General features: G+C 63.5%; 20 protein-coding genes. 15 read left to right on the top strand and 5 right to left on the bottom strand.

Annotation, left to right across the window (positions count from 1 at the left end; translation table 11 throughout):
* Positions 1–207 precede the first annotated feature (207 nt).
* Together J4F42_13810 and J4F42_13815 are read left to right on the top strand one after the other, a co-directional pair.
* A complete protein-coding gene (locus J4F42_13810) occupies positions 208–477 on the top strand; it encodes a hypothetical protein (GenBank protein MCE2486586.1) in 270 nt (89 codons plus the stop codon).
* The gene (locus tag J4F42_13815) at positions 465–758 is read left to right on the top strand and encodes a type II toxin-antitoxin system RelE/ParE family toxin (protein ID MCE2486587.1); all 294 of its coding nucleotides are present in this window, start codon (positions 465–467) and stop codon (positions 756–758) included. The genes J4F42_13810 and J4F42_13815 overlap by 13 nt, the downstream gene beginning before the upstream one ends.
* Before the next feature lie 197 nt (positions 759–955).
* Here the strand turns inward: J4F42_13815 and J4F42_13820 are convergent, their stop codons facing one another.
* Positions 956–2593: an acyl-CoA dehydrogenase gene (locus tag J4F42_13820; GenBank protein ID MCE2486588.1), complete on the bottom strand. Its 1638-nt coding sequence runs from the start codon at positions 2591–2593 to the stop codon at positions 956–958.
* 135 nt (positions 2594–2728) lie between these two features.
* On the opposite strand from J4F42_13820, the gene J4F42_13825 reads away from it, so the two are divergent.
* The 4 genes from J4F42_13825 to J4F42_13840 all read left to right on the top strand — a co-directional run bounded on the left by J4F42_13825 (position 2729) and on the right by J4F42_13840 (position 7803).
* Complete coding sequence (locus J4F42_13825) at positions 2729–3766, top strand: CoA ester lyase (GenBank protein MCE2486589.1); 1038 nt, start codon at positions 2729–2731, stop codon at positions 3764–3766.
* A 64-nt stretch (positions 3767–3830) separates the two neighbouring features.
* Positions 3831–4664, top strand: a complete 834-nt coding sequence (mce, locus tag J4F42_13830; GenBank protein MCE2486590.1) for a methylmalonyl-CoA epimerase — start codon at positions 3831–3833, stop codon at positions 4662–4664.
* A 67-nt stretch (positions 4665–4731) separates the two neighbouring features.
* The gene (locus J4F42_13835) at positions 4732–6702 is read left to right on the top strand and encodes a protein meaA (protein MCE2486591.1); all 1971 of its coding nucleotides are present in this window, start codon (positions 4732–4734) and stop codon (positions 6700–6702) included.
* A gap of 21 nt (positions 6703–6723) precedes the next feature.
* A complete protein-coding gene (locus tag J4F42_13840) occupies positions 6724–7803 on the top strand; it encodes a hypothetical protein (GenBank protein ID MCE2486592.1) in 1080 nt (359 codons plus the stop codon).
* Here J4F42_13840 and J4F42_13845 read toward each other — a convergent pair.
* Positions 7751–8989: a CinA family nicotinamide mononucleotide deamidase-related protein gene (locus J4F42_13845; GenBank protein MCE2486593.1), complete on the bottom strand. Its 1239-nt coding sequence runs from the start codon at positions 8987–8989 to the stop codon at positions 7751–7753. The two genes, J4F42_13840 and J4F42_13845, sit on opposite strands and share 53 nt — an antisense overlap.
* A 67-nt stretch (positions 8990–9056) precedes the next feature.
* On the opposite strand from J4F42_13845, the gene J4F42_13850 reads away from it, so the two are divergent.
* Positions 9057–9608 carry a hypothetical protein gene (locus tag J4F42_13850; GenBank protein ID MCE2486594.1) on the top strand — a complete coding sequence of 184 codons (552 nt, stop codon included), beginning with the start codon at positions 9057–9059 and terminating at the stop codon, positions 9606–9608.
* Here the strand turns inward: J4F42_13850 and yfbR are convergent.
* Positions 9601–10182: a 5'-deoxynucleotidase gene (gene yfbR, locus J4F42_13855; protein MCE2486595.1), complete on the bottom strand. Its 582-nt coding sequence runs from the start codon at positions 10180–10182 to the stop codon at positions 9601–9603. The genes J4F42_13850 and yfbR overlap by 8 nt on opposite strands.
* A 34-nt stretch (positions 10183–10216) precedes the next feature.
* On the bottom strand, positions 10217–10843 hold the full coding sequence (locus tag J4F42_13860; GenBank protein MCE2486596.1) for a pyridoxamine 5'-phosphate oxidase family protein: 627 nt from the start codon (positions 10841–10843) through the stop codon (positions 10217–10219).
* 90 nt (positions 10844–10933) lie between these two features.
* On the opposite strand from J4F42_13860, the gene J4F42_13865 reads away from it, so the two are divergent.
* The 8 genes from J4F42_13865 to hpnI all read left to right on the top strand — a co-directional run bounded on the left by J4F42_13865 (position 10934) and on the right by hpnI (position 18267).
* Entirely contained in the window at positions 10934–11731 is a 798-nt protein-coding gene (locus J4F42_13865; GenBank protein MCE2486597.1) for an enoyl-CoA hydratase, read from the top strand.
* Between the two features lie 16 nt (positions 11732–11747).
* Positions 11748–12593: an SMP-30/gluconolactonase/LRE family protein gene (locus J4F42_13870; protein MCE2486598.1), complete on the top strand. Its 846-nt coding sequence runs from the start codon at positions 11748–11750 to the stop codon at positions 12591–12593.
* Between the two features lie 22 nt (positions 12594–12615).
* Positions 12616–13035, top strand: coding sequence for an HIT family protein (locus J4F42_13875; GenBank protein ID MCE2486599.1), 420 nt, complete (start codon positions 12616–12618; stop codon positions 13033–13035).
* A gap of 103 nt (positions 13036–13138) precedes the next feature.
* A complete protein-coding gene (gene apaG / locus J4F42_13880; GenBank protein ID MCE2486600.1) occupies positions 13139–13498 on the top strand; it encodes a Co2+/Mg2+ efflux protein ApaG in 360 nt (119 codons plus the stop codon).
* A 4-nt stretch (positions 13499–13502) separates the two neighbouring features.
* Positions 13503–14417 carry an NAD(P)-dependent oxidoreductase gene (locus tag J4F42_13885; protein MCE2486601.1) on the top strand — a complete coding sequence of 305 codons (915 nt, stop codon included), beginning with the start codon at positions 13503–13505 and terminating at the stop codon, positions 14415–14417.
* Positions 14418–14425: 8 nt separating this feature from the next.
* Positions 14426–15463, top strand: coding sequence for a flippase-like domain-containing protein (locus J4F42_13890; GenBank protein MCE2486602.1), 1038 nt, complete (start codon positions 14426–14428; stop codon positions 15461–15463).
* Positions 15464–15596: 133 nt separating this feature from the next.
* On the top strand, positions 15597–17042 hold the full coding sequence (gene hpnJ, locus J4F42_13895; protein MCE2486603.1) for a hopanoid biosynthesis associated radical SAM protein HpnJ: 1446 nt from the start codon (positions 15597–15599) through the stop codon (positions 17040–17042).
* 37 nt (positions 17043–17079) lie between these two features.
* Entirely contained in the window at positions 17080–18267 is a 1188-nt protein-coding gene (gene hpnI, locus J4F42_13900; GenBank protein MCE2486604.1) for a bacteriohopanetetrol glucosamine biosynthesis glycosyltransferase HpnI, read from the top strand.
* A 51-nt stretch (positions 18268–18318) separates the two neighbouring features.
* Here hpnI and hpnK read toward each other — a convergent pair whose 3' ends face one another.
* Entirely contained in the window at positions 18319–20019 is a 1701-nt protein-coding gene (gene hpnK, locus J4F42_13905; GenBank protein MCE2486605.1) for a hopanoid biosynthesis-associated protein HpnK, read from the bottom strand.
* Between the last annotated feature and the right edge of the window lie 540 nt (positions 20020–20559).

Consider the following 20559-nt stretch of genomic DNA (forward strand, 5'->3'; position numbering starts at 1 on the left):
CTTGACGGGCTTCTCTCCCCGCGAATGCCATCATTACTTCCAGCATTGTGGCTACAGATAATGGTGAACCGCTCTAGCCTTTTTCAATAAGTTATCCAAGCTAGAAACCTTCCTCTCCCTGTCAAGCGCTTTGAGCGGTAAGGGATACTTTGCTTTGGTTATAAAAAGTTGCAAGAGATTGTACTGTTTGCCGGAAGGGGAACAGCTATGGCAGTCACACAAGGCGTCAAACTCGACGAACACACCCGCCTACGTCTCAAACGGCTCGGCGAGCGGCGCGCGCGATCCCCGCACTGGCTCATGCGCACAGCCATTCTGGAGTATCTCGACCGCGAGGAGCGATATGAACAGGAAAAGCAGGAGGATATGGCCAGATGGGAGACCTATCAGCTCACCGGTGAGGCCGTTCCTCATAAGGCCGTAGCCAAGTGGTTGCGTGATGCGGCTCAGGGCAAGACTGCCAAATGGCCGAGCTGAAGTGGCTGCCGGAAGCGCTGGACGACCTGGAGCGCCTGTTTGCGTTTCTCCGGGAGAGAAGTCCGTCGGCGGCCGCCCGTGCTGCCCAGACGATTCTTGACGGAGCCGACCTGCTGCTGACTGCGCCGCGCCTAGGCCGCCCAATGCCGGACCGCACCCAGCGGCGAGAGCTTTTCATTCCGTTCGCGTCGAGTGCCTATGTCCTGCGCTGTATGCTGGAGGGTGACAATACGCCTGTGATTATTCGCGTGTGGCATAGCCGGGAAGTCCGTGACCCGTAACGTTCCACGACGCCACAAGCCCGAGCGGTAGCCTGGGTGAAGTGGCGGAGACTCCGGGCGTCCCCTATCCTCAACACTCCGTGGCGAGCGGCACCTGTACGGGCTGGGGAAGAGGAGCAGAAGCATGACCCAGCGGAGGAAACATCGGCCCATGGAGGCATGCAAGGCCGGGCGGATGGGAAAGTCAAGCTGACGGCCTAGGCCAGCAGGGTTCTGGCGATGACCTTCAGTTCCAGCACCGGCTTGACGCCCTCGAAGATCGGCAGCACCAGGGCATCGACCACATAGCGCGAGATGGCGTACTCCTCGCCATAGCCCCAGCCGCCGTGCATCAGCTGGCCCTCCTGGCTGACCCACACCGCCACGTCACACGCCAACAATTTGGCCATGGCCGCAGTCAGGGTGGCCGACTCGTCTTTGTCCATGGCCGGAGCTGCGGCATACGTCAGCTGGCGGGCGGCGGCCAGATGGCTGGCCATGCGGCCCAGCTTATACTGGGTGAGCTGAAAGTCGCCCAGCGCGGCGCCGAACTGCTTGCGCTCGCTGGCATAGCCGGCGCTGACCTCCAGGGCAGCCTGGGCGAGGCCGGTTGCCCGTCCGCCGGTCTGGAGGCGCCCGGCGGCAAAGCCGGCCATTTGCAGATAAAAGCCTCTGTTGAGGCCGGCTTCCTCGCCGACCAGGTTCTCGGCCGGCACGAAATACTTGTCGCAGTTCAACACATACGAGTGCATGCCCCGGTAGCCCAGGGTCGGGATCGCATCGCCCTGCAGCACGCCACCCGTGGGCTGGGTCATCTCGAACGCATGGCCGGGAAAGGCGTCCTTCTCCACAATAAACAGCGACAGACCCCGCGCCCCGGAACTGAGGTCGGGGTTGGTGCGGGCCAGCAGGGCGATGATATTGGCCCGACCGGCAAAGGTACACCAGGCTTTGGCCCCGTTCAGCACATAGCCGGTCGTGCCGCCGACGCTGGCCGGCTCGGCCCGGCAGGCTACCGAGGCCACGTCCGAGCCAGTGTCGGGCTCGGTGACCGAAATGGCGACCATCAGCTGGCCGGACGCGACCGACGGCAGCCACTTCTGCTTTTGGGCTGGAGTGCCGCCCCGCAGCAGGGCCTTGATCAGGATTTCGGGGCGCGTAATCAGGCTGCCGGCCACGCCCAGCGAGGCGGCCGACAGCTCTTCGGTGGTAAGAATCATGGCCAGGTTGCCCATGTCGCCACCGCCGTACTCTTCGGGTACCGACATGCCGAAATAGCCGAGTTCGGCCATGCTGGTGATGATGTGCTCGGGAATGAGATCGTCGTTGCGGTGCACGGCCTCGGCAATCGGCGCCACCTCGGTCTTGGCGAATTGGCGCACCGAATCGCGCGTCATCAGCCCGATATCGCTCTCCAGCCACGAGTTGTTGACGCCTTGGCCGGCCAGCTCGGCCCGGCCGATGTACCGAAAGCGCTCCTCGTTTGCCCCGGACCGGATGGCCGCCTTGACCTCGCTCCTGCCCAGCGTGTCGGCCACAAATGCCTCGGAAAACCCGAAGTCGGCCAGATGCACATCGGCCGTGGCCAGCAGCTTGTGGCCGACCTCGGCGGCAAAACCGAGCGCCTTGTCGTCGATTCCGGTGTCACCGGCCTGAGTGGCAGCCGTGGCATAGCTCAGCAGGGCGCGGGCAGCCTCGACCTCGGTCGCCAGATAGGCCAGCCGCTCGGCGTGGACCTGGTGTTCGTCAATCGCCTTGCCGTTGGCGGTCAGGCTCCGGCCGTGGTGGAGGGCTTCGTCACGGACTTGCTGCAGGGCGTCTACAATGGTCTGGGTCTGCCGCAGTACATCGCTCATACGGGTCTCCTTGGGATGGAACTACTCGGGTCCAGCCATACCATCCGCTCCAAATCCGGGCTAGGGCAGTTGGGCAGTCGGCCCGAATCTGCTAAACAAGACCCCCGACTCTCATTGACATCCAAGGAGGCATGCATGTTTGTGCTCGATGACGGCCAGCGTTTTGTGATCCCCCGGACCGAGATGACCTATCCCGGTCACAGTATGAAGCTCCACCAGAACGCGGCCGATCCGGTCAAATCGCCGGTTGATCATGTGATGATGGACTTCGAGGACGCCTGCCCCTACGAGTTCAAGGGTCCGCAGAGCCGGGCGTGTGTGGTGGAGGCGCTGACCAGTCTGGATTTCGGCAAAAAAGTCGTGACCGTGCGGCCCAATAATATCCGCTCGGAGTTCTTCCTGGGCGACCTGGAAGCCATCGTGCAGGGCGCGGTGGACGGGTTCCACGGCATTATCCTGCCCAAAGTCCACGGCGCGGACGATATCAAATACGTATCCAAGCTGTTGGATAATCTGGAGAAACAGGCCGGCTGGAAGAGCCGGATTCAGATTGAAGCCCTGATCGAAATCCCCCAGGCCGTGATCAATGCGTATGAGATTGGCAGTGCATCGGACCGGATGGCCGGGCTGGTCTTCGGCATTGCCGACTTTGCCGCCACGCTGGGCATTCGGGAAATCGTCAAGGATCAGAACGTCAACTTTCACTACTCGAAGCAGGCGGTTGTCGTTGCCGCCAAGGCGGCCGGGCTGCACGCCATCGACAATGTCTATCTGCCGCTGTGGCGCAGAGACGACCCGCCCGAGAAGGTCGCCGAGATCGAAACCGGCCTGCGCGACAAGAACGTGGGTTCGGCCAACATCGGCATGGACGGGACCTGGGTCATTCACCCCCAGCAGGCCGCCATTGCCAACGCCTGCTTTACGCCGACCGAGGAACAGGTCGGCTACGCCATCCGCGTCCTCGACCTGTACCACGAGAAAGGCGGCGGTTCGATGCCCGACCCTCAGACGGGCGAGATGATCGACGAGGCGACGGTCAAAATCGCCCTGATGGATCTGGCCAAGGCTGCCCAGGCCGGCACGGTCGAGCAGTCCTATCTGGCCGAACAGGCGGCCAAGAGCAAGGCCATTACCGGCTACGATATTCTGGAGCAGATGAGACGGGTCATGTAGGGGCACCCCCCAGTGGGTGCCCTCCTGTCGGCGTCCCTGGCCGCCCCCCCGTGGAGGAAGCGTTATGCTGTCAAAAATTCACCACGTCGGCATTGTCGTTCGCAATCTCGAAGACGCCTACGCGTTTTATCGTGACATCCTGGGCCTGCCGCTGGGCAAAATGGCGACGGTCGAAGACCAGGGCGTCAAAGCCGCCCTGCTGCCCGTTGGCGAGAGCGAAATCGAGCTGCTTGAGCCGATCAGCCCGGATTCCGGGGTGGCCAGGTTCCTGGATAACAAGGGCGGCGGGCTGCACCACGTGTGTTTTGAGACCGACAATATCGACACCGAGCTGCAAGACGCCAAGGATAAGGGCATCCGGCTGATTGACCAGCAGCCGCGCAACGGCCTGGCCGGGATCATCGCTTTTCTGCATCCCCAGGCGTGTTGCAGCGTGCTGGTCGAGTACGCCCAGCCGGTCGATCATGCCGAGCACGCGTCCCTGCTGAGCCAGGGCCGCGACCGGCGCTTCAGCGCCAAACGGCTCGATCATGTCGTCATCGCGGTCAAGGACCTGGAGCCGGCGGTGGCGACCTACCAGCACAACTTCGGGCTGGAGCGGGAAGCCGCCCGGGACGTGCCGGCCCTGGGGCTGCGCAATACGTTTCTGCCGATCGGCGACGCCAAAATAGAAATCGTCACCCCGCTGGGAGACACCAGCCCGATCAGTCAGTTCATCGACAAAAAGGGCGAGGGCCTGTACCTGCTGTCGTTGGATGTCGATCATCTCGACGGGGCGGTCCAGACCCTGGCTGAGGCCGGCATCAAGGCCAATGTGATCCGCGGCACGGCCGGCGAGATAGCCATGATCAGCCCCCGACACACCCACGGCGTGCTGCTCCAGCTGGTGTCGCGCTAGAAAGGCCAACGCTGACGACCACCTCGTCAGGAAGAACTCATCGTTTCCCTTCGTAAGGATAGGCGCCATGCAACGAGACAACCCCTGGGTCATGCGCACCTACTCCGGCCATTCCACGGCCGAGGCCAGCAATGCGCTGTACCGTCTGAACCTGAGCAAGGGCCAGACCGGCCTGTCGGTCGCCTTCGACCTGCCGACCCAAACCGGCTATGACAGCGACCACAGTCTGGCCCGGGGCGAGGTCGGGAAAGTCGGCGTGCCGATCTGCCATCTGGACGATATGCAGACGCTGTTCGACGAGATCCCGCTCGACCAGATGAATACCTCGATGACGATTAACGCCACGGCCGCCTGGCTGCTGGCCCTGTATATCGCCCTGGCCGAGCGGCGTGGCGTGGCTCAGACCGCCCTCCAGGGCACAACCCAGAACGATATTGTCAAAGAGTACCTGTCGCGCGGGACGTATATTTTTCCGCCTCAGCCCAGCCTGCGGCTGATCAGCGATGTCATCGCCTATACCGTGACCCATGTCCCCAAGTGGAACCCGGTCAACGTGTGCTCCTACCACCTGCAGGAAGCCGGCGCGACGCCGGTCCAGGAGGTGGCGTATGCCCTGGCGACGGCGATTGCCATTCTCGATACGCTGCGCGATGCCGGTGGGCTCAACGCCGAGCAACTGGCTGTGGCGGTCGGTCGGATGAGTTTCTTTGTCAACGCCAGCGTTCGCTTTATCGAGGAGGTGTGCAAGCTGCGCGCCTTCGGACAGCTGTGGGACGAGCTGGCCTGTGATCGCTATGGGGTGACGGAGCCGAAACTGCGCCGTTTTCGGTACGGCGTGCAGGTCAATTCCCTGGGGCTGACCGAGGCTCAGCCCGAAAACAATGTGCCCCGGATTGTCCTGGAGGCGCTGGGCGTTACCCTCAGCAAAGACGCCCGCTGCCGGGCCATGCAGCTCCCGACCTGGAACGAGGCGCTGGGTCTGCCCCGGCCGTGGGATCAGCAGTGGAGTCTGCGGATTCAGCAGATCCTGGCCTTTGAGACCGATCTGCTCGAGTACGGAGACATCTTTGAGGGCAGTAAGGTCATTGAGGCCAAGACCACAGCCGTGAAGACCGCAGCCCGCCAGGAGCTGGAGCGGGTGCTGGACATGGGTGGGGTCATCGCGGCCCTGGACTCTGTTAAGGAGCAGCTGGTGGCCAGCCATACCGAGCGGGTGCGGCGGATCAACACCAAGGAGCAGCTTGTCGTCGGCGTGAATGCCTTTACCGAGACCGCGCCCTCGCCGCTGTACAACGGCGAGTCGTCGGCCATCCTCAAGGTTGACGAGGCGGCCGAGCGCGATCAGATCGAGCGTCTGAATACGTTTCGGGCGGCCCGCAATCCGGCCGAGGTTGAGGCGGCGCTGGCCGGGTTGGCCGAGGCCGCGCGTGGCGGGACGAACATCATGCCGGCCTCGGTCCGCTGCGCCCACGCCGGAGTCACGACTGGCGAGTGGTCGGAAACGCTGCGGCAGATCTTCGGTGCCTTCCGGGCCCCGACTGGCCTGGGCGGGGCTCCGGCCGTTGGTCGGCGAACGGAGACCGATCAGCTGGCGGCCGTACGTGCGCGCGTCCATGCGGCGGCCGAAGTGCTGGGCCGGCCGCTCAGGGTGCTGGTCGGCAAACCCGGCCTGGACGGCCATTCCAATGGCGCCGAGCAGGTCGCGGTGTGGTGTCGGGATGCGGGCATGGAAGTCGTGTACGAAGGGATTCGACTGACCCCGGACCAGATCGTGGCCAGCGCCCGGGATGAGGGCGTACACGTCATTGGCCTGAGCATCCTGTCCGGCTCGCATCTGCGTCTGGTACCGGAAATCCTGGACGGCCTGAAGGCCGAAGGGCTCGACACGCTGCCGGTGGTGGTGGGCGGGATTATTCCTGAGGATGACGCCGAGTCGCTGCGTCGGGCCGGCGTAGCGCGTGTCTACACGCCCAAGGACTTCGAGATGGTCCAGATTGTGTCGGATATGGTTGATGTGGCCGCAGGGGCGGAGCGCTGAGCGGTTCCATATCCATAGACCATGCCTACTTCCGGCGTCCAGCCTATCGACCTCCACGCCCTGCTGCGTTTTGACCGGAAAGCCATAGCGGCCGCCCTCAATCTGCTCGAAGACCGCCGCGCCGAGCGTCAGGAACACGCCCTGGCCGTACTCGACGACCTCGCCGGCCTGCCGGCTGCGGCCCAGGTCGTGGGCATCACCGGCCCGCCCGGGGTGGGCAAAAGCTCACTGATCGCGCGTTTGATTGCGCGTTTGATTGCGCGTGCCGTTCAAGCCGAGCATCGGCTCGGCGTTGTGGCGGTTGACCCGTCGAGCAAGGTTTCCGGCGGGGCGCTGCTGGGCGACCGCAGCCGGATGCAGCTTCCCCCTGCGGCTACGGTGTACGCCCGCAGCTTTGCCGCCCGCGACCGGCTGGGCGGCTTGAGCCGAGAGGCGTTTCTGGCCGTTTTTTTGCTGCGCCACATCTGTGACATGGTGCTGGTCGAAACGGTCGGCGTCGGCCAAAGCGAGACCGATATCGCCAATATCGCCGATAGTGTGGTGCTGGTCGTCCAGCCCTTCTCCGGCGACTTACTCCAGTTCATCAAAGCCGGAGTAATGGAAATCCCGGATATCCTGGCCGTCAATAAGGCCGACGACGCAGCCCTGGCCGACAAAGCCATGGCCGAGGTCCGGGCCGCCCTGGCGACAAGAGGACACGTGTCGTCCTCCCAGGCATCTGTTGACACGTTTCCTCTTGCTGAGTCGGGCTCGGACGAAGGCGGCTGGTCGCCCCCGCTGGTGGCCGTCAGCGCGCTGAGCAATCTGAATCTTGATCGGCTGGAGGCGGCCATTGCCGAGCATCGCCGGCATGTGCAGGCTGACGGCAGGCTGGTCTCACGCCGGGCAGCCCAGGAGATTGCCTGGGCTGTTGGCGAGCTGCGCTACGAGCTGGGCCGGGCCGGGCTCGCTGCTGCGGGAGGACCGGACGGTGTTGCCGCGCGCTGGATGCAGCAGCCCGGTCGCAGTCCGGCCCGCAAGCTGGCCAATCTTCTGGCAGCGGTCGGCTCTATTCCCCTACGCCCTCCAACAGGGCCAGACGCACCAGGGCCAGGGCGTTAAAGCTCATCCGGGTCCGGTCCGGTCTGCCGCGGCCGGCCATATTGTAGCTGCGGGTTCTGACATGGCTGCCGTCACTCACGGCCAGGAAGGTCTGACCCCGGGCCAGGTTTTCAGACATGTCGGTCGGGTCGGGCAGGGAGTGGACGGCCAGGCCGAGATCACTCCCGGTACGTGCCCGGACGGCGTGGGCGAGCGCCTGGCTCAACCGCTCAGGATCGTTCCAGACGGCTTCGTCGGATGTGTCCCCTAAGAGCCGTTGCAACGCTGGCCGGCCGCTGGCACCCAGGCTCTCGACACACCGCTCGGGGTCGGCCTGGTGCAGCCGCTCGGCCAGCAGGCCGCCCAGGTCTTCGCACACCGAGATGGTCATGCCTTTTTCGCGCAGGAGTCGGCCGACGACCTGCTCCAGGGTTTCGTCGTCTACGGCAAAAACGTGTTTGCCCAGCCTGTGTCTGATTTCGGCTTCGAGCGGAGCAATCAGGGCATTGGCCGCGTCTCTGTTGGCCGCCTTGGCCGCAATCCGCACGTCGACTTGGCCCGGATGGGCCAGCACGCCGACCGTCGGGTTGTGTGAGTTGGCGATCAGATGGCCGATTTCGTCATCCACCCGGCTTTCGCCCAACTCGGCGACCTTGAGGACGCGGTAGGTAATCGTCTCGGACAGGGCAAAGCTGCGCCGCAGATAGGGCTCAACCTCGTTGTCGAACAGCCACTTGAGTTCAAACGGCACGCCGGGCAGGACGAAGATACTCCCTCGCGGGTCCTCAACAATAAAGGATGGGGCGGTGCCGTTTGGGTTTTCAACCGGGGTGGCGCCCTCGGGAATGTCGGCCTGGCGCTCGTTGTTGGGCGTCATGATAAAGCCCCGGCTGCGAAAGCGCTGATCGATCTGTTCCAGCAGCCGCGGGTCGCGGACCAGCCTGCGGCCGGCGACTTCGGCCACCACCTCGCGGGTCAGGTCATCCTGGGTCGGCCCCAGGCCACCGCTGGTAATGACAATATCGGAACGGTCCAGGGCCCGGCTGAGGACCTCTTTCATTCGACCGGGGTTGTCGCCCACAATCGTCTTGTAAAAAAGATTCACCCCGATATCGGTCAGCCGTTGGGCGATCCAGGCCGAGTTGGTGTCCACGATCTGACCCAACAAGAGTTCTGATCCGATGGCAACGATTTCCGCATTGGCCATATGCTGCACTCCTTCGTGTCCGGGTGTATGATTGGGGCGCTCAAAAAGGATAGAGGAAGGACCGCCAATGGAAAAGACGGGCGTTGTGATTGGCCGCGACAGCTGGCTGCTGCTGCGGGACGAGCCGCTGTATTCGGCCCGCTTTATTGACCGCGACGGAACCGACGAGCTGGCCCTCGTCGTGCGGGTCGAGGAACTGGAATGGTTCGTGGAATCGGGCCTGCCGCTGGCCGTGTCGCTGTGTACCTGGCAGAGCAGTCGGGGCGTGTGGCTGTCGGCCATCGCCTACCAGCTGTCGCCGAGTTTTGGCGAGGCGCGGGCCGGGGTGTTCTTCCTGAATCCGCGCCGGGCCGAGGATGTCGCGCTGCTCGACAAATTGCCCCGCCAGGAGCGGCTGGCCGCCATCTTCCTGAGCGCCGACTGCGCGACCCACTATACCATCAGCCTGCCCCAGGACGACGAACTGCGCGCCGGGTGGCGGGAGCGGATCGCGCACGCCACCCAGGCGGGACCGGACACCATCCCGAGCGCCGAGCCCGATCCCGCCTTTGAGGCTGCCCTGGTCGAGTTCCAGGACCGCTACAGCGCGCAGGATATTCTGCTCGACGAGCTTAGTTGAGTTCGTCGAGGGTCAGCCTGAAGCTTGGCACAAAGGTGTCGAGGAAATAGCCGACTTCGGGAAGCCGCATGTCTTCCAGGGTGGCTCTGAGCGTCTTCTCGGCCTGGCTGAACTCGGTGTTGCCGACGCTAACCTCCTGGACGCATTTCAGATAGGCGCACAGTTTGTCGGCCGCCTTGACCAGTTCGAGACAGGCCGCATCCGCTGCCTGGGGCTGAAAAAAGGCCCGATAGTCGGCCCGTAGCTCGGCCGGAATCAGGCTCAGCAGCTTGGTATTGGCGGTCTGTTCAATGGCCTTATAGGCGGTCTTGATGTCGGGGTTGAAGTATTTGACCGGGGTCGGCAGGTCGCCAGTCAGCACCTCGCCGGCGTCGTGATACAGGGCCAGGGCCGCCACCCGGTCGGGGTTGACCTGCCCGGCAAACACCCGCTTGCGAATAATGGCCAGGGCGTGGGCCACCATCGCCACCTGGGAGCTGTGCTCCTGGATATTCTCCGGGTAGGTGCTGTGCATCAGCCCCCAGCGCCGGATGAATTTCATGCGCGACAGATAGGCAAAGAAGTGGCTCAGCATCGGACTTTGGGTGCGGCGTCACACAGGCGGACGCCTACAGATTCGTCTTGTAATCCTGCTCCACAAACTGGTCGATCTGCTCGGCCATCTTGTCGTCTGCGCCCATTTTGCCGGCCAGGATTTTGCCGAACGAGATCTTTTTCTTTTCCGGCCAGGTGTCGGACTTCCACAGCTGGGCGCGCAGAAACGCCTTGGCACAGTGGTAGAAGACTTCCTTGATGCGGACCCGGATGGCGACCACGGCCGGTTTGCCCCGGGCCGACAGGCGATCCAGAATGGCGGGGTCGCTGGTCAGCTCGGCCGTGCCGTTGACCCGCAGGGTTTCGCCGGTGCCGGGGATGAGAAAAATCAGCCCGATGTGGGGGTTGGCCAGGATATTTTGCAGGCCAAAGATCAGCTTGTTGCCGCTGCGGTCCGGGATGAGCAGCGTGGTTTCGTCTTCGACGGTCACAAAGCCGGGGCCGTCACCCTTGGGCGACACGTCCATATTACCCTCGGCGTCCGAGGTGGCCAGCAGGAGAAAGGGCGAGCGCTGAATAAAATCAGCGCAGGTTTCGTCCAGCGCCGTCCACAGCTTGTGGGGGACCAGGTCGCTGGGTGTGCCGATAATGGTCCGAAGTTCGTCCACGGTCGAAATACGGTGGGAATCAACAGCAGTCATCCTCGCCTCCTTTGTGTTGTCTATGCACTTTTCCTTTATGCGCAAAACAGGTTAGAGTGCAAGCATTGCACCGGAAAGGAGACCACGGCAATGGCAGATCTTGAGGTGAGCGTACAAAATCGGGTTGGCCTGCTGACCCTGAACCGCCCGGACAAACTGAACGCCCTGACCCGCCACATGGGTGACATCGGGGTGGCGACCCTCCAGGAATGGAAGAATGACCCGGACGTGGGAGCGGTGGTGCTGACCGGGGCCGGTCGGGGCTTCTGCGCCGGTGGGGATGTCTCGGCCATGCACAAAGGCACCGAGATCGGCGGAGTCAGCTCGACCCTGGAAGACAAGATTGACCAGCTGCGCCAGGCGCACGGCCTGCCCTGGCTGCTGCATACCTATCCCAAAGTGGTCATCGCGGTGGTGAATGGGCCGACGGCCGGGGCCGGGCTGGGCCTGGCCCTGTCGTGCGACCTGCGTCTGGCGTCTGAGCAGGCGCGGTTCGGCACGGCCTATGCCCGGGTCGGCTACGGGGGAGATTACGGCACGACCTGGCAGCTGACCAATCTGGTCGGCCAGGCCAAGGCCAAGGAGCTGTTCTTTCTGCCGGATATGATCTCGGCTCAGGAGGCCCACGACCTCGGCCTGGTGAACCGGGTGTTCCCGCATGACAGGCTGATGGAAGAAGCTCTGGCGATTGCCGAGCGTATCGCCGCCGGCCCGCTGGTCAGCTACCGCTATATGAAGGCCAATATCAACGCCTCGACCACGGTCGATTTTCGGACCATGCTGGACCGCGAGGCCGAGACGCATTTGCGCTGCGGCCAGACCGAGGATCACAAAGAGGGCGTGGCCGCGTTCATGGAAAAGCGCCAGCCGGTTTTTCGGGGGCGCTGAGCACAGGAGCGATGCGATGACACCACCCGAAATCCTGCTCGACGGCCTGATCTTTCTGGAAGGGCCGCGCTGGTACGACGGCAAGCTGTGGTTTTCGGACATGTTCGCCGGCCAGGTCAGGACGGTCGATCTGTCCGGCAATACGGACGTGGTCGCTGAGGTGGCCGAACGGCCCTCGGGGCTGGGGTTTCTCCCCGACGGGCGTCTGTTGATTGTCTCCATGCAGAATGGCCAGCTGCTGCGCCTCGACCGGACTGGGCTGACCACTGTGGCCGACCTGAGCGGCCTGGCCGTCGGCAGTCCCAACGACATGGTCGTGGACACCCACGGCCGGGCCTATATCGGCCATTTCGGCTACAACTTGTTTGGCGGCGAAGAGCCCAGACCGGCCAGCCTGTTGCTGGTCACGCCCGACGGCCAGGTCCGTGAGGTGGCTGACGGGCTGGAGTTTCCCAACGGCACGGTCATCAGTCCCGACGGCAAAACCCTGATCGTGGCCGAAACGTTTGGCCGGCGTCTGACCGCCTTTTCAATCGCCGCCGACGGCGGCCTGTCCGAGCGGCGGGTCTTCGCCCAGTTCGACGAAGAAACGCCCGACGGGATCTGCCTCGACGCCCGGGGCGGGGTGTGGGTCAGCTCGTTTGAGTCGGGCGAGTTTGTCCGGGTCGAAGACGGCGGCACGATCACTGATCGTATCCCGGTGCCGGGCAAGCGGGCCGTGGCCTGCGCGCTGGGCGGGCCGCAGCGCCAGACGCTGTTCCTGCTGACGGCCGAGACGACGCTCGAAGACTTGGCCCAGGGAAAATCCATCGGCCGGGTGGAAGCCGTCCGGGTTGACACGCCCGGGGCTGGCCTGCCCTGAGGGCTTGGGATAGGTTTGCTCCATGCCTGATACGATTTTCGCGCGGATCATCGCCGGAGAGATCCCCTGTCATCGGGTGTACGAGGACGACAAGGTCCTGGCTTTCCTGGATATCGGTCCGCTCAGCACGGGTCATACCCTGGTCATCCCCAAAGAACCGGCCGAAACGCTCGACCAGCTGTCGGACGACTCGGCCGCCGCCCTGGGGCGGGTCTTGCCGCGGCTGAGTCGGGCGGTGCTGCAGGCGACCGGGGCGCAGGATTTCAATGTTCTCCAGAACAACGGCGTTGCCGCCCACCAAGCCGTTGGGCACGTGCATTTTCATATCATTCCCAAATTCTCTGACGGCGCCGGCCTCGGTATTGACTGGCCGGCCGGCTCCTTGAACCCTGAGGACGGAGACCGGCTGGCTCAGGCCATTGCGGCCCAGCTCCAGACCTGAGCCGCCCCCTCTCCCAGCCGAGCCGGGAAGCTGCTATGAATCGCGGGAGTGTGTTTGAGCAGAGAGGTGAGCCGTGGCAAGCTCTGAAGCAGTAACAAAAGGCATTCGGGTCCGGGTGACGACTCAGTACGATCCCAGCCGGTCCATGCCGCAGCTGAACCGCTGGTTCTTCCTGTACACGGTCCGGATTTCAAATGAGGGCAGCGAAACCGCCCAGCTGCTCACCCGCCACTGGATTATCACCGATGCCACCGGCCACGTCGAAGAAGTCAAAGGTCCGGGAGTGGTCGGCGAGCAGCCCGTCCTCAGTCCCGGCCAGTCGTTTGAGTACACCTCGGGCTGTCCGCTGCCGACGCCCTTTGGCTCGATGCGCGGGACCTACCAAATGGTGACCACCGGGGGAGAGCGGTTTGACGCGGACGTCGCCGAGTTCACCCTGAGTGAGCCAACCGCCCTGCAGTAAGCCTATGCACGCTTCCGTCGGTTTCATCGGCCTGGGCCGTATGGGTCTGCCCATGGCCCACAACCTGCTCGAGGCCGGCTATTACCTGTCGGTCTTCAACCGCACGGCCGCTCGGGCTGACGGCTTGTGCGCCCAGGGCGCCACACGGGCGGCCACGCCGCAGGTCGTGGCCGAGCAGCACGATATCGTGCTCAGCATAGTGGCCGATGACACCGCGCTGCGGGCGATTGCTTTCGGCGACAGCGGCGTGCTGGCCGGTCTGAGGCCGGGCCAGATCCATGTTGATATGAGCACGGTATCGCCCGATGTCAGCAAAGAGCTTGACCGCCAGTACCGGACCAAGGGGGCGCATTTTGTGGCCGCGCCCGTTTTCGGTCGGCCCGAGGCTGCGGCTGCGGCCAAGCTGTGGATCTGTCCGGCCGGTCCACCGGAGGCCATTGAGCGGTGCCGGCCCGTGTTTGAAAGCCTGGGCCAAGGGGTGATTGTGGTCGGGACCGAGCCGCATTTGGCCAGCTGTCTGAAGCTGGTCGGCAATTTCTTTGTTGTGGCGGCCATCGAGACCCTGAGCGAAGCCCTGACCCTGGCCGAAAAGTCGGGGCTCAAATCTGAGACGGTTCTGGCGCTCATCAAAGCGCTCCTGCCGGTCCCTCTGTTTCAGGGCTATGGCACACGGATGGCCCACAATGAGTTTTCGCCGCCCGGTTTTGCCCTGCGTCTGGGCATCAAAGACGTTGATCTGATGCGTCGCCTGGCCGATCAAGCCGAGTCTCCTCTGCCGCTCGCCGATGTGGCCCACCACAACCTGCTGGCCGCCCACGCCCGCGGACGCGGCGAGCTGGACTGGGGCGCCCTGATTACGGTGGTCCGGGAATTGGCGGGCTTGGAGCCCGGGGATTCCTCCTCGCCCGAGTCCGACTGAACTCCTGCATGGCCATCACCACGAGAAAACGACGCGGCGTGCAGCTGCTGTTCGCCGCGCTTGGCCTGGGACTGCTCGGCGTTCTGGTATGGACGGTCGGGCTGTCCGATGTTGCCGCGCACCTGGCTCGACTGGGCTGGTTCGCCCCCCTCGTGCTCCTGCCCTACGCCGCTATCGCGGTGTGTGATGCCAAGGGCTGGTCGCGGCTGATTCCCCGAGACAGTGCGGCCCGACCCGTCCCGCTGTGGTATTTCTCGCTGAGCCGGCTGGCCGGCGAGTCGATCAATAATCTCACCCCGACCGCCTCCATCGGCGGTGAAGCCTTCAAGGTCTACCTGCTCCGCCGGCGCGGCATTCGTCCCGAGGTGGGCATGGCCTCGGTGGTGGCCGCCAAAACCGCCCTGACCGTCTCTCAGATCATTTTTATTCTTCTCGGCCTGCCGTTTTTTCTGTTTCGGCTTGGCTGGGGGCTGCACAGCTGGTGGGTGATGGGTCTGCTCATGGCCCTGGCCTGCGGCTTTGTCCTGAGCCTGATCCATTGGCAGCGGCGCGGCCTGATGGAAAAGCTGGTCCGCAGCCTGGGACGCTGGTTTCCGCGCTGGTCCGCCCCGCAGCGCTGGCAAGCCGGGGCGCGGCGTATTGATGTCCTGCTGCTCCAGCTGTACGACAGCAATCCGCGCGCCTTTCTGGTTTCGACCCTGTACCACCTGCTGGGCTGGCTGCTGGGCGCGATAGAAATCTGGGTCATCTTTGCCCTGCTCGGCATACCGGTCGGTCTGATCGAGGCGCTGATCATCGAGTCGATGGTCCAACCCCTGACTGCCGCCGCCCTGGTGATTCCCGGCGCGCTGGGCGTCAGAGAGACCGCCGGGGTCTTCTTGAGTCGTCTACTCGGAATCGATATCGGGGCCGGACTGACCCTGATGGTCCTGAAACGGGCGCGGGAGGCGGTCTATAACGGAATCGGCCTGCTCTTTCTGACCCGCGCCGGCTACACCTGGCGAGCTGAGGAGCACGCCCCGGCGCTGCCCGAGACGCTGCCCTAGGCGCTCCCCCTATGCCGGCTGTGCGTTCTTTGGTATGTAGGGGCGACCCGGAGACAAACACAGTTAGACGCCTTGGCAACGATGATTCCAGACCAGATGCCGAGAGGCGGTGAGCACAGCTGAGGAGAAGGGAATGCGCACGTTGTTCTTAAACCCCCCGGCCTACGACAACTTCGACGGTGGGGCGGGGTCTCGCTATCAGGCAACGCGGGAAGTGTGGTCCTTCTGGTATCCAACCTGGCTGTGTTACCCGGCCGGCATGATTCAGGACAGCCGGGTGCTTGATGCGCCGCCCGAAGGGCTCAATCAAGCCCAGAGCGTCGATATTGCCCAGACCTATGACTTCGTTGTGCTGCATACCAGTACGCCCTCGTTCAAGATGGACGTACAAACCGCAGAGATGATCAAGGACCGTAACCCGGGGGCGATTATCGCCTTTGTCGGCGGCCACCCGACGGCCATGCCCGAGCAGACCCTGCAGGCCTCTACGGCCATTGATATTGCCGCCCGCAAAGAGTTTGACTGGTCGATGAAAGAAGTCGCCGAGGGCCTGGACTGGGGGCAGGTCCGAGGTATCAGCTATCGCAAGAATGGGCAGATTGTGCACAATCTCGACCGGACGCCGATGACCGACGAGGAGTTGGACCGCCTGCCCTTTGTCACCTCCATCTATGCCCGCGATCTGGACTTCCGGAAATACAACAGCCCCTACTGTCAGTACCCGTATGTGTCCCTGTACACCGGCCGCGGCTGCCCGGCGCGGTGTACCTTCTGTCTGTGGCCCCAAGTCACCACCGGCCACTCGTACCGGACCCGCTCGGTCGACAATGTGATCGCCGAAGTCCAGGAGATGACCCGTCTGTTTCCGGGCATGAAAGAGATTTTCTTTGACGATGACACCTTTACGGCCGATCCCAAGCGAGCCCGGGAGATCGCCCGGCGCCTCAAGCCGCTGGGTCTGTGCTGGTCGACCAACTCGCGGGCCAATGTTGACTACGAAACGCTCAAGATCATGAAGGACGGCGGTCTGCGCCTGTTTGTGATCGGCTATGAGTCCGGCAACGCCCAGATTCTGAAAAACATCAGAAAAGGCGTGGCGCTCGAAACCGCGCGGCGGTTTACCAAAGACTGTCACACGCTCGGCATTCTGATTCACGGCACGTTTATCCTGGGTCTGCCCGGCGAAACACGCGACACCATGCGTGAGACCATGCGTTTTGCGCGGGAAATGAACCCCGAGACCATACAGGTGTCGCTGGCCTCGCCGTATCCCGGGACCGCCTTCTACGACCACGCCGTCGAGCACGGCCTGATCAAGCCGGAAGACATGGTGGACGAGACAGGCTACCAGAAATGCGTAATCAACTATCCCCACCTGTCGAGCGAGGAGATCTTCTCGACGGTCGAGCGCTTCTACACCTCGTACTATCTGCGTCCCCGCTACATCCTGAAAGCGGTCAAGAAGATGGCCGCCGATTCCGAGGAGCGCAAACGGATGTGGCAAGAGGGCAAGGATTTCTTCCGGACCATGCGCACCCGGCGTCAGATGACCGGCAAGAGCACCTCATCAGTCGCCTAGGCCGTCTCGGCCGGAGGGGCTGAGGCTGCTCCTCCGTTTGTCTGTCCACCCCATGGTCACGACACTCCTCGCCGCCTTGTCCTGTATCGCGCTGGTGTATTACCTCTTGTCCGTGTACGCCGCCTGGCGGCTGTTTCGGCAGGTCCCGGTCCGCCCGGCCGCCTGTCCGGCGGTCTCCATCCTGAAACCCCTGAAGGGTGTCACGCCCGACTTGTACCAGCATCTGGCCAGTTTCTGTCGGATCGAGTATCCGGTGTTTCAGCTCCTGTTCGGGGTGCGCGATCCGCACGATCCGGCGATTGCGATCGTCCGGCGCTTGCAGCGCGACTTCCCCGAGCGTGATATCGGGCTGGTCGTCAACCCCGAGGTGATCGGCAGCAACTACAAGGTCAGTACGCTGCACGCTCTGTCACAGCGGGCCACCTACGATATTTTCGTGATCAGCGACAGCGATGTGCGGGTCGCTCCGGACTATCTGCACCGTATCATTCCGCCTCTGGGCGGCCCCCAGGTCGGGGTCGTAACCTGTCCGTACCGTAGCGCCACCCGACAGCCCCTGCCCGCTCTGCTCGAATCGGTGCTGATTAACACCGCCTTCATGCCGTCTGTCGTGCTGGCCAGCCAGGTCGAAAAGACGGCCTACGCCTTTGGGGCGACGATGGCGGTGACGCGCTCGTGTGTCGAGGCGATTGGCGGCTTTGTGGCCCTGGCCGACTATCTGGCCGACGATTACTATCTGGGCAACTTTGCCGCCCGAGCCGGCTATCAGGTACGCATCCTGCCGTATGTGGTCGAAACCTATCCCGATGTGGACAGCCTGCGCGGGCTGTTCCACCATCAGCTGCGCTGGGCGCGGACCCAACGCCTGTGTCGGCCGGTCGGCTATGCGGGTATGGCAGTGACCTACGGCACGGTCTGGGCCGGGCTGGGTCTGGTGTCGGGCTGGGCCACTCCCCTGGCCGTCCTGGCCATCCTGACCCTGGCCGTCCGGTGTGTGTCGGCCACGCTGCTGGGACGCTATTTTCTGGGCGTCAAGCTGACCCTGGCGACGTTCGGCTTTGTCCTGCTCACCGATCTCTTGTCGTTCGGTATCTGGGTCTGGAGTCTGGGCGGCAATACCGTCCGCTGGGGCGAGCATACCTTTCGGGTGCGTCGGGACGGCACCATGGTGCTCCTTGACGCCCAAGACGTGGTTCCCGATGTCTCACACGGCGAGACCTTGTAGCGGACCAGGGGACGACGCTCAGGCCAGCGGAGCCTGGAAAGAGGAAACGTGTCAACTCATGGAGAGGAGGGCAGGTTTCCTCTTTTGGTACAGATCCCGGTAGCCGATCAGTTCAATATGCTGGTCTTCAAGCACGCACCGAACGGTCTGGCTGGTCAGGGCGGCCAACTCGGCGTCGCGTCGATAGTCCGGTGTCCAGCGCTGGGCCTCGGGGCAGGGTAGAAAGGCCGGGTGGCAGTACAGTTCGGTGACGCCGGCTTGCAGGCGGGGCAGGAGTTTCAGCAGATAGGGCTCGTCTACCGTGCCGGTCTGGTGGAGACCGAACAGGGCGTCCGGCCAGACGATACCGGTTGCGGCCAGCCTGTGTTCCGCGTAGCCGGCCAGCCGGGTAAACACACCCGACTCCAGGCGTTTACGCAGCCCGGCGCGTGGATCGAGAGCCAGGCTACAGGCCAGATCTTCCCGGGTCAGCCGCATGGCCCGGATGCCATACTCCTCGACCAGCTCCAACAGACTGTGCAAGACAACGGGGTGGAGATGGATGTTGACGTGCCCGTCAATGTGGGCCAGCGGCAGGCCGGTGGCCAGAAAGCGTTCGATCTGCGCCCGGCATTCGTCTCGGATCTGAGACCGGGCGCGGGGTGAGAAGAAGTAGCGCAGTCCGGCCCGGATCGGGTTGTGGAGAAAGTGTCCGGCGCGGTCGGTCAGCTGCGGGATGTGACGCTGGTCCAGGACCGCCCGGCCCTGGACCAGCGTCAGGTGCAGCCCGATCTGGAGGCTGGGTGTAGCCCGGGCCAGCTCGACCGCCCCGCGCCACGCCCGAGCGCTGACCATCAGGCTGGCATTGGTCAGAATTCCGTGCCGATGGGCGTGGAGGATGGCCGCGTTGACCTGCTCGGACAGGCCGAAGTCATCGCCGTTGACGATCAGGCGTTTGTGTCCAGGAGCGGCCATGGGTTGCGGATGCTCTCCGCTTGATGGGCTGGTCATTGTCATTTGCTGTTGCGCCGGGCTCTGCGTTTCAGCGTCTTGAGAGCCACATTGGCCAGGCCGATCACGACCAGCAGGCCGAGCCACAGGCGGGTGGCGGCGTTCATACAGCTGGATACCGACAATGCCGGCCAGCCAACCACACACCGACTCGTACTCTTTGCGCCACGCCAGCCGCCAGCCAAACGGCCGCGTCGTGCCGAGCGCCTGGGGCAGATGGCTCAGGGCTGGGAGAAAGCGGGGCACGGCGACCGCCCGATAGCCCTCGTAGTCCTGGGTGAAGCGCCAGTGCAGGCGGTGTTCTTCGAGCTTGGTGATAGCGTCGTACAGATAGGCAAAGGGCAGCAGGAGGAGCGGATACACCCACGGGTTGTGATACACCACGACCAGACCCAGCACGATAAGGAAATTGCCGGCGTACAGGGGGTGGCGCATCAGGGCGTAGGGGCCGCGTTCGCGCACCCCGAACTTGTCGACCCCGGCATTGCTGCCCCAGGCCCAGGCCCGGACCCACTGACCGAGCAGACACACCGCCGTTCCGACAATGTCGCTGAGCAGATCGAGCCCTGGGCTGGCCAGCGGGTAGGTGGGCGGAAAGAAGATCAGGACCAGGAGAGCCAGCGGAATGGGCAGGCTGCGTCGGTAGCGGCGCAGCCAGGCGGCAAAGCCGGTCTGGATGAGGCCGGCCGGGCGTTCGCGCAGGGGGGGAGGGGGGGATGCCTCCGGTCGCTTGTAGCTGGAGATGATAGCGGATGCAAGCAAAGCCGTTGCTCGGGGTGTATGGCAATCGCTTGGGACTCAAGAGACGAGGCGAGGCTGGCGTCTCAAGTCAACATGACCCCTCTTCTCTGATCGTTACAAGGTCGGCCTCAGATCGTCGTCTCTCGCCAGTTTCGTCCAGGTGCTCACTTTGCCCCGTATAAGCGCTTGATATGCCAGGACTTTTCCAATTGCACGGAAGTAGTACGAGGGCAGGGAGCGGAGGAACGCCCGTTATTGAGGAGCCGCTAGCTGTCGAAAGTACTGGGGGGGAACGAGAGCCTGAGGCATCGCTGTTGACACCTGGGACATCGTTGCATATAGGGGGTCAGTATTTCAGAGGCTGAGGGTCTGTTTTCTCTCTGGGGGCAGTATCATATGAGGAAGACAGAATTGGTCGATTTGCTTTTTACTAAAGGAGGAAGGTGTATGCATAGGTTCATCAAATTCGGTCTGTCTCTGGGTAGAAGCGGTCTCAAAAACCTGTCTGATAAGGTAGAATGGGGGTAAGGTCAAGGACAAGGAGAGGCTGATGGCCCGCCG

Source organism: Desulfurellaceae bacterium, from assembly GCA_021296095.1.
In the GTDB taxonomy this organism is placed as follows: domain Bacteria; phylum Desulfobacterota; class Binatia; order Bin18; family Bin18; genus JAAXHF01.

Coding starts and splice junctions, on each gene's coding strand:
- J4F42_13875 (MCE2486599.1), top strand. CDS start 12,616: ATGCCTGATACGATTTTCGCGCGGATCATCGCCGGAGAGATCCCCTGT.
- J4F42_13865 (MCE2486597.1), top strand. CDS start 10,934: ATGGCAGATCTTGAGGTGAGCGTACAAAATCGGGTTGGCCTGCTGACC.
- J4F42_13815 (MCE2486587.1), top strand. CDS start 465: ATGGCCGAGCTGAAGTGGCTGCCGGAAGCGCTGGACGACCTGGAGCGC.
- J4F42_13810 (MCE2486586.1), top strand. CDS start 208: ATGGCAGTCACACAAGGCGTCAAACTCGACGAACACACCCGCCTACGT.
- J4F42_13820 (MCE2486588.1), bottom strand. CDS start 2,593: ATGAGCGATGTACTGCGGCAGACCCAGACCATTGTAGACGCCCTGCAG.
- J4F42_13860 (MCE2486596.1), bottom strand. CDS start 10,843: ATGACTGCTGTTGATTCCCACCGTATTTCGACCGTGGACGAACTTCGG.
- J4F42_13835 (MCE2486591.1), top strand. CDS start 4,732: ATGCAACGAGACAACCCCTGGGTCATGCGCACCTACTCCGGCCATTCC.
- mce (MCE2486590.1), top strand. CDS start 3,831: ATGCTGTCAAAAATTCACCACGTCGGCATTGTCGTTCGCAATCTCGAA.
- yfbR (MCE2486595.1), bottom strand. CDS start 10,182: ATGCTGAGCCACTTCTTTGCCTATCTGTCGCGCATGAAATTCATCCGG.
- J4F42_13870 (MCE2486598.1), top strand. CDS start 11,748: ATGACACCACCCGAAATCCTGCTCGACGGCCTGATCTTTCTGGAAGGG.
- J4F42_13890 (MCE2486602.1), top strand. CDS start 14,426: ATGGCCATCACCACGAGAAAACGACGCGGCGTGCAGCTGCTGTTCGCC.
- J4F42_13845 (MCE2486593.1), bottom strand. CDS start 8,989: ATGGCCAATGCGGAAATCGTTGCCATCGGATCAGAACTCTTGTTGGGT.
- J4F42_13840 (MCE2486592.1), top strand. CDS start 6,724: ATGCCTACTTCCGGCGTCCAGCCTATCGACCTCCACGCCCTGCTGCGT.
- J4F42_13825 (MCE2486589.1), top strand. CDS start 2,729: ATGTTTGTGCTCGATGACGGCCAGCGTTTTGTGATCCCCCGGACCGAG.
- J4F42_13850 (MCE2486594.1), top strand. CDS start 9,057: ATGGAAAAGACGGGCGTTGTGATTGGCCGCGACAGCTGGCTGCTGCTG.
- hpnJ (MCE2486603.1), top strand. CDS start 15,597: ATGCGCACGTTGTTCTTAAACCCCCCGGCCTACGACAACTTCGACGGT.
- J4F42_13885 (MCE2486601.1), top strand. CDS start 13,503: ATGCACGCTTCCGTCGGTTTCATCGGCCTGGGCCGTATGGGTCTGCCC.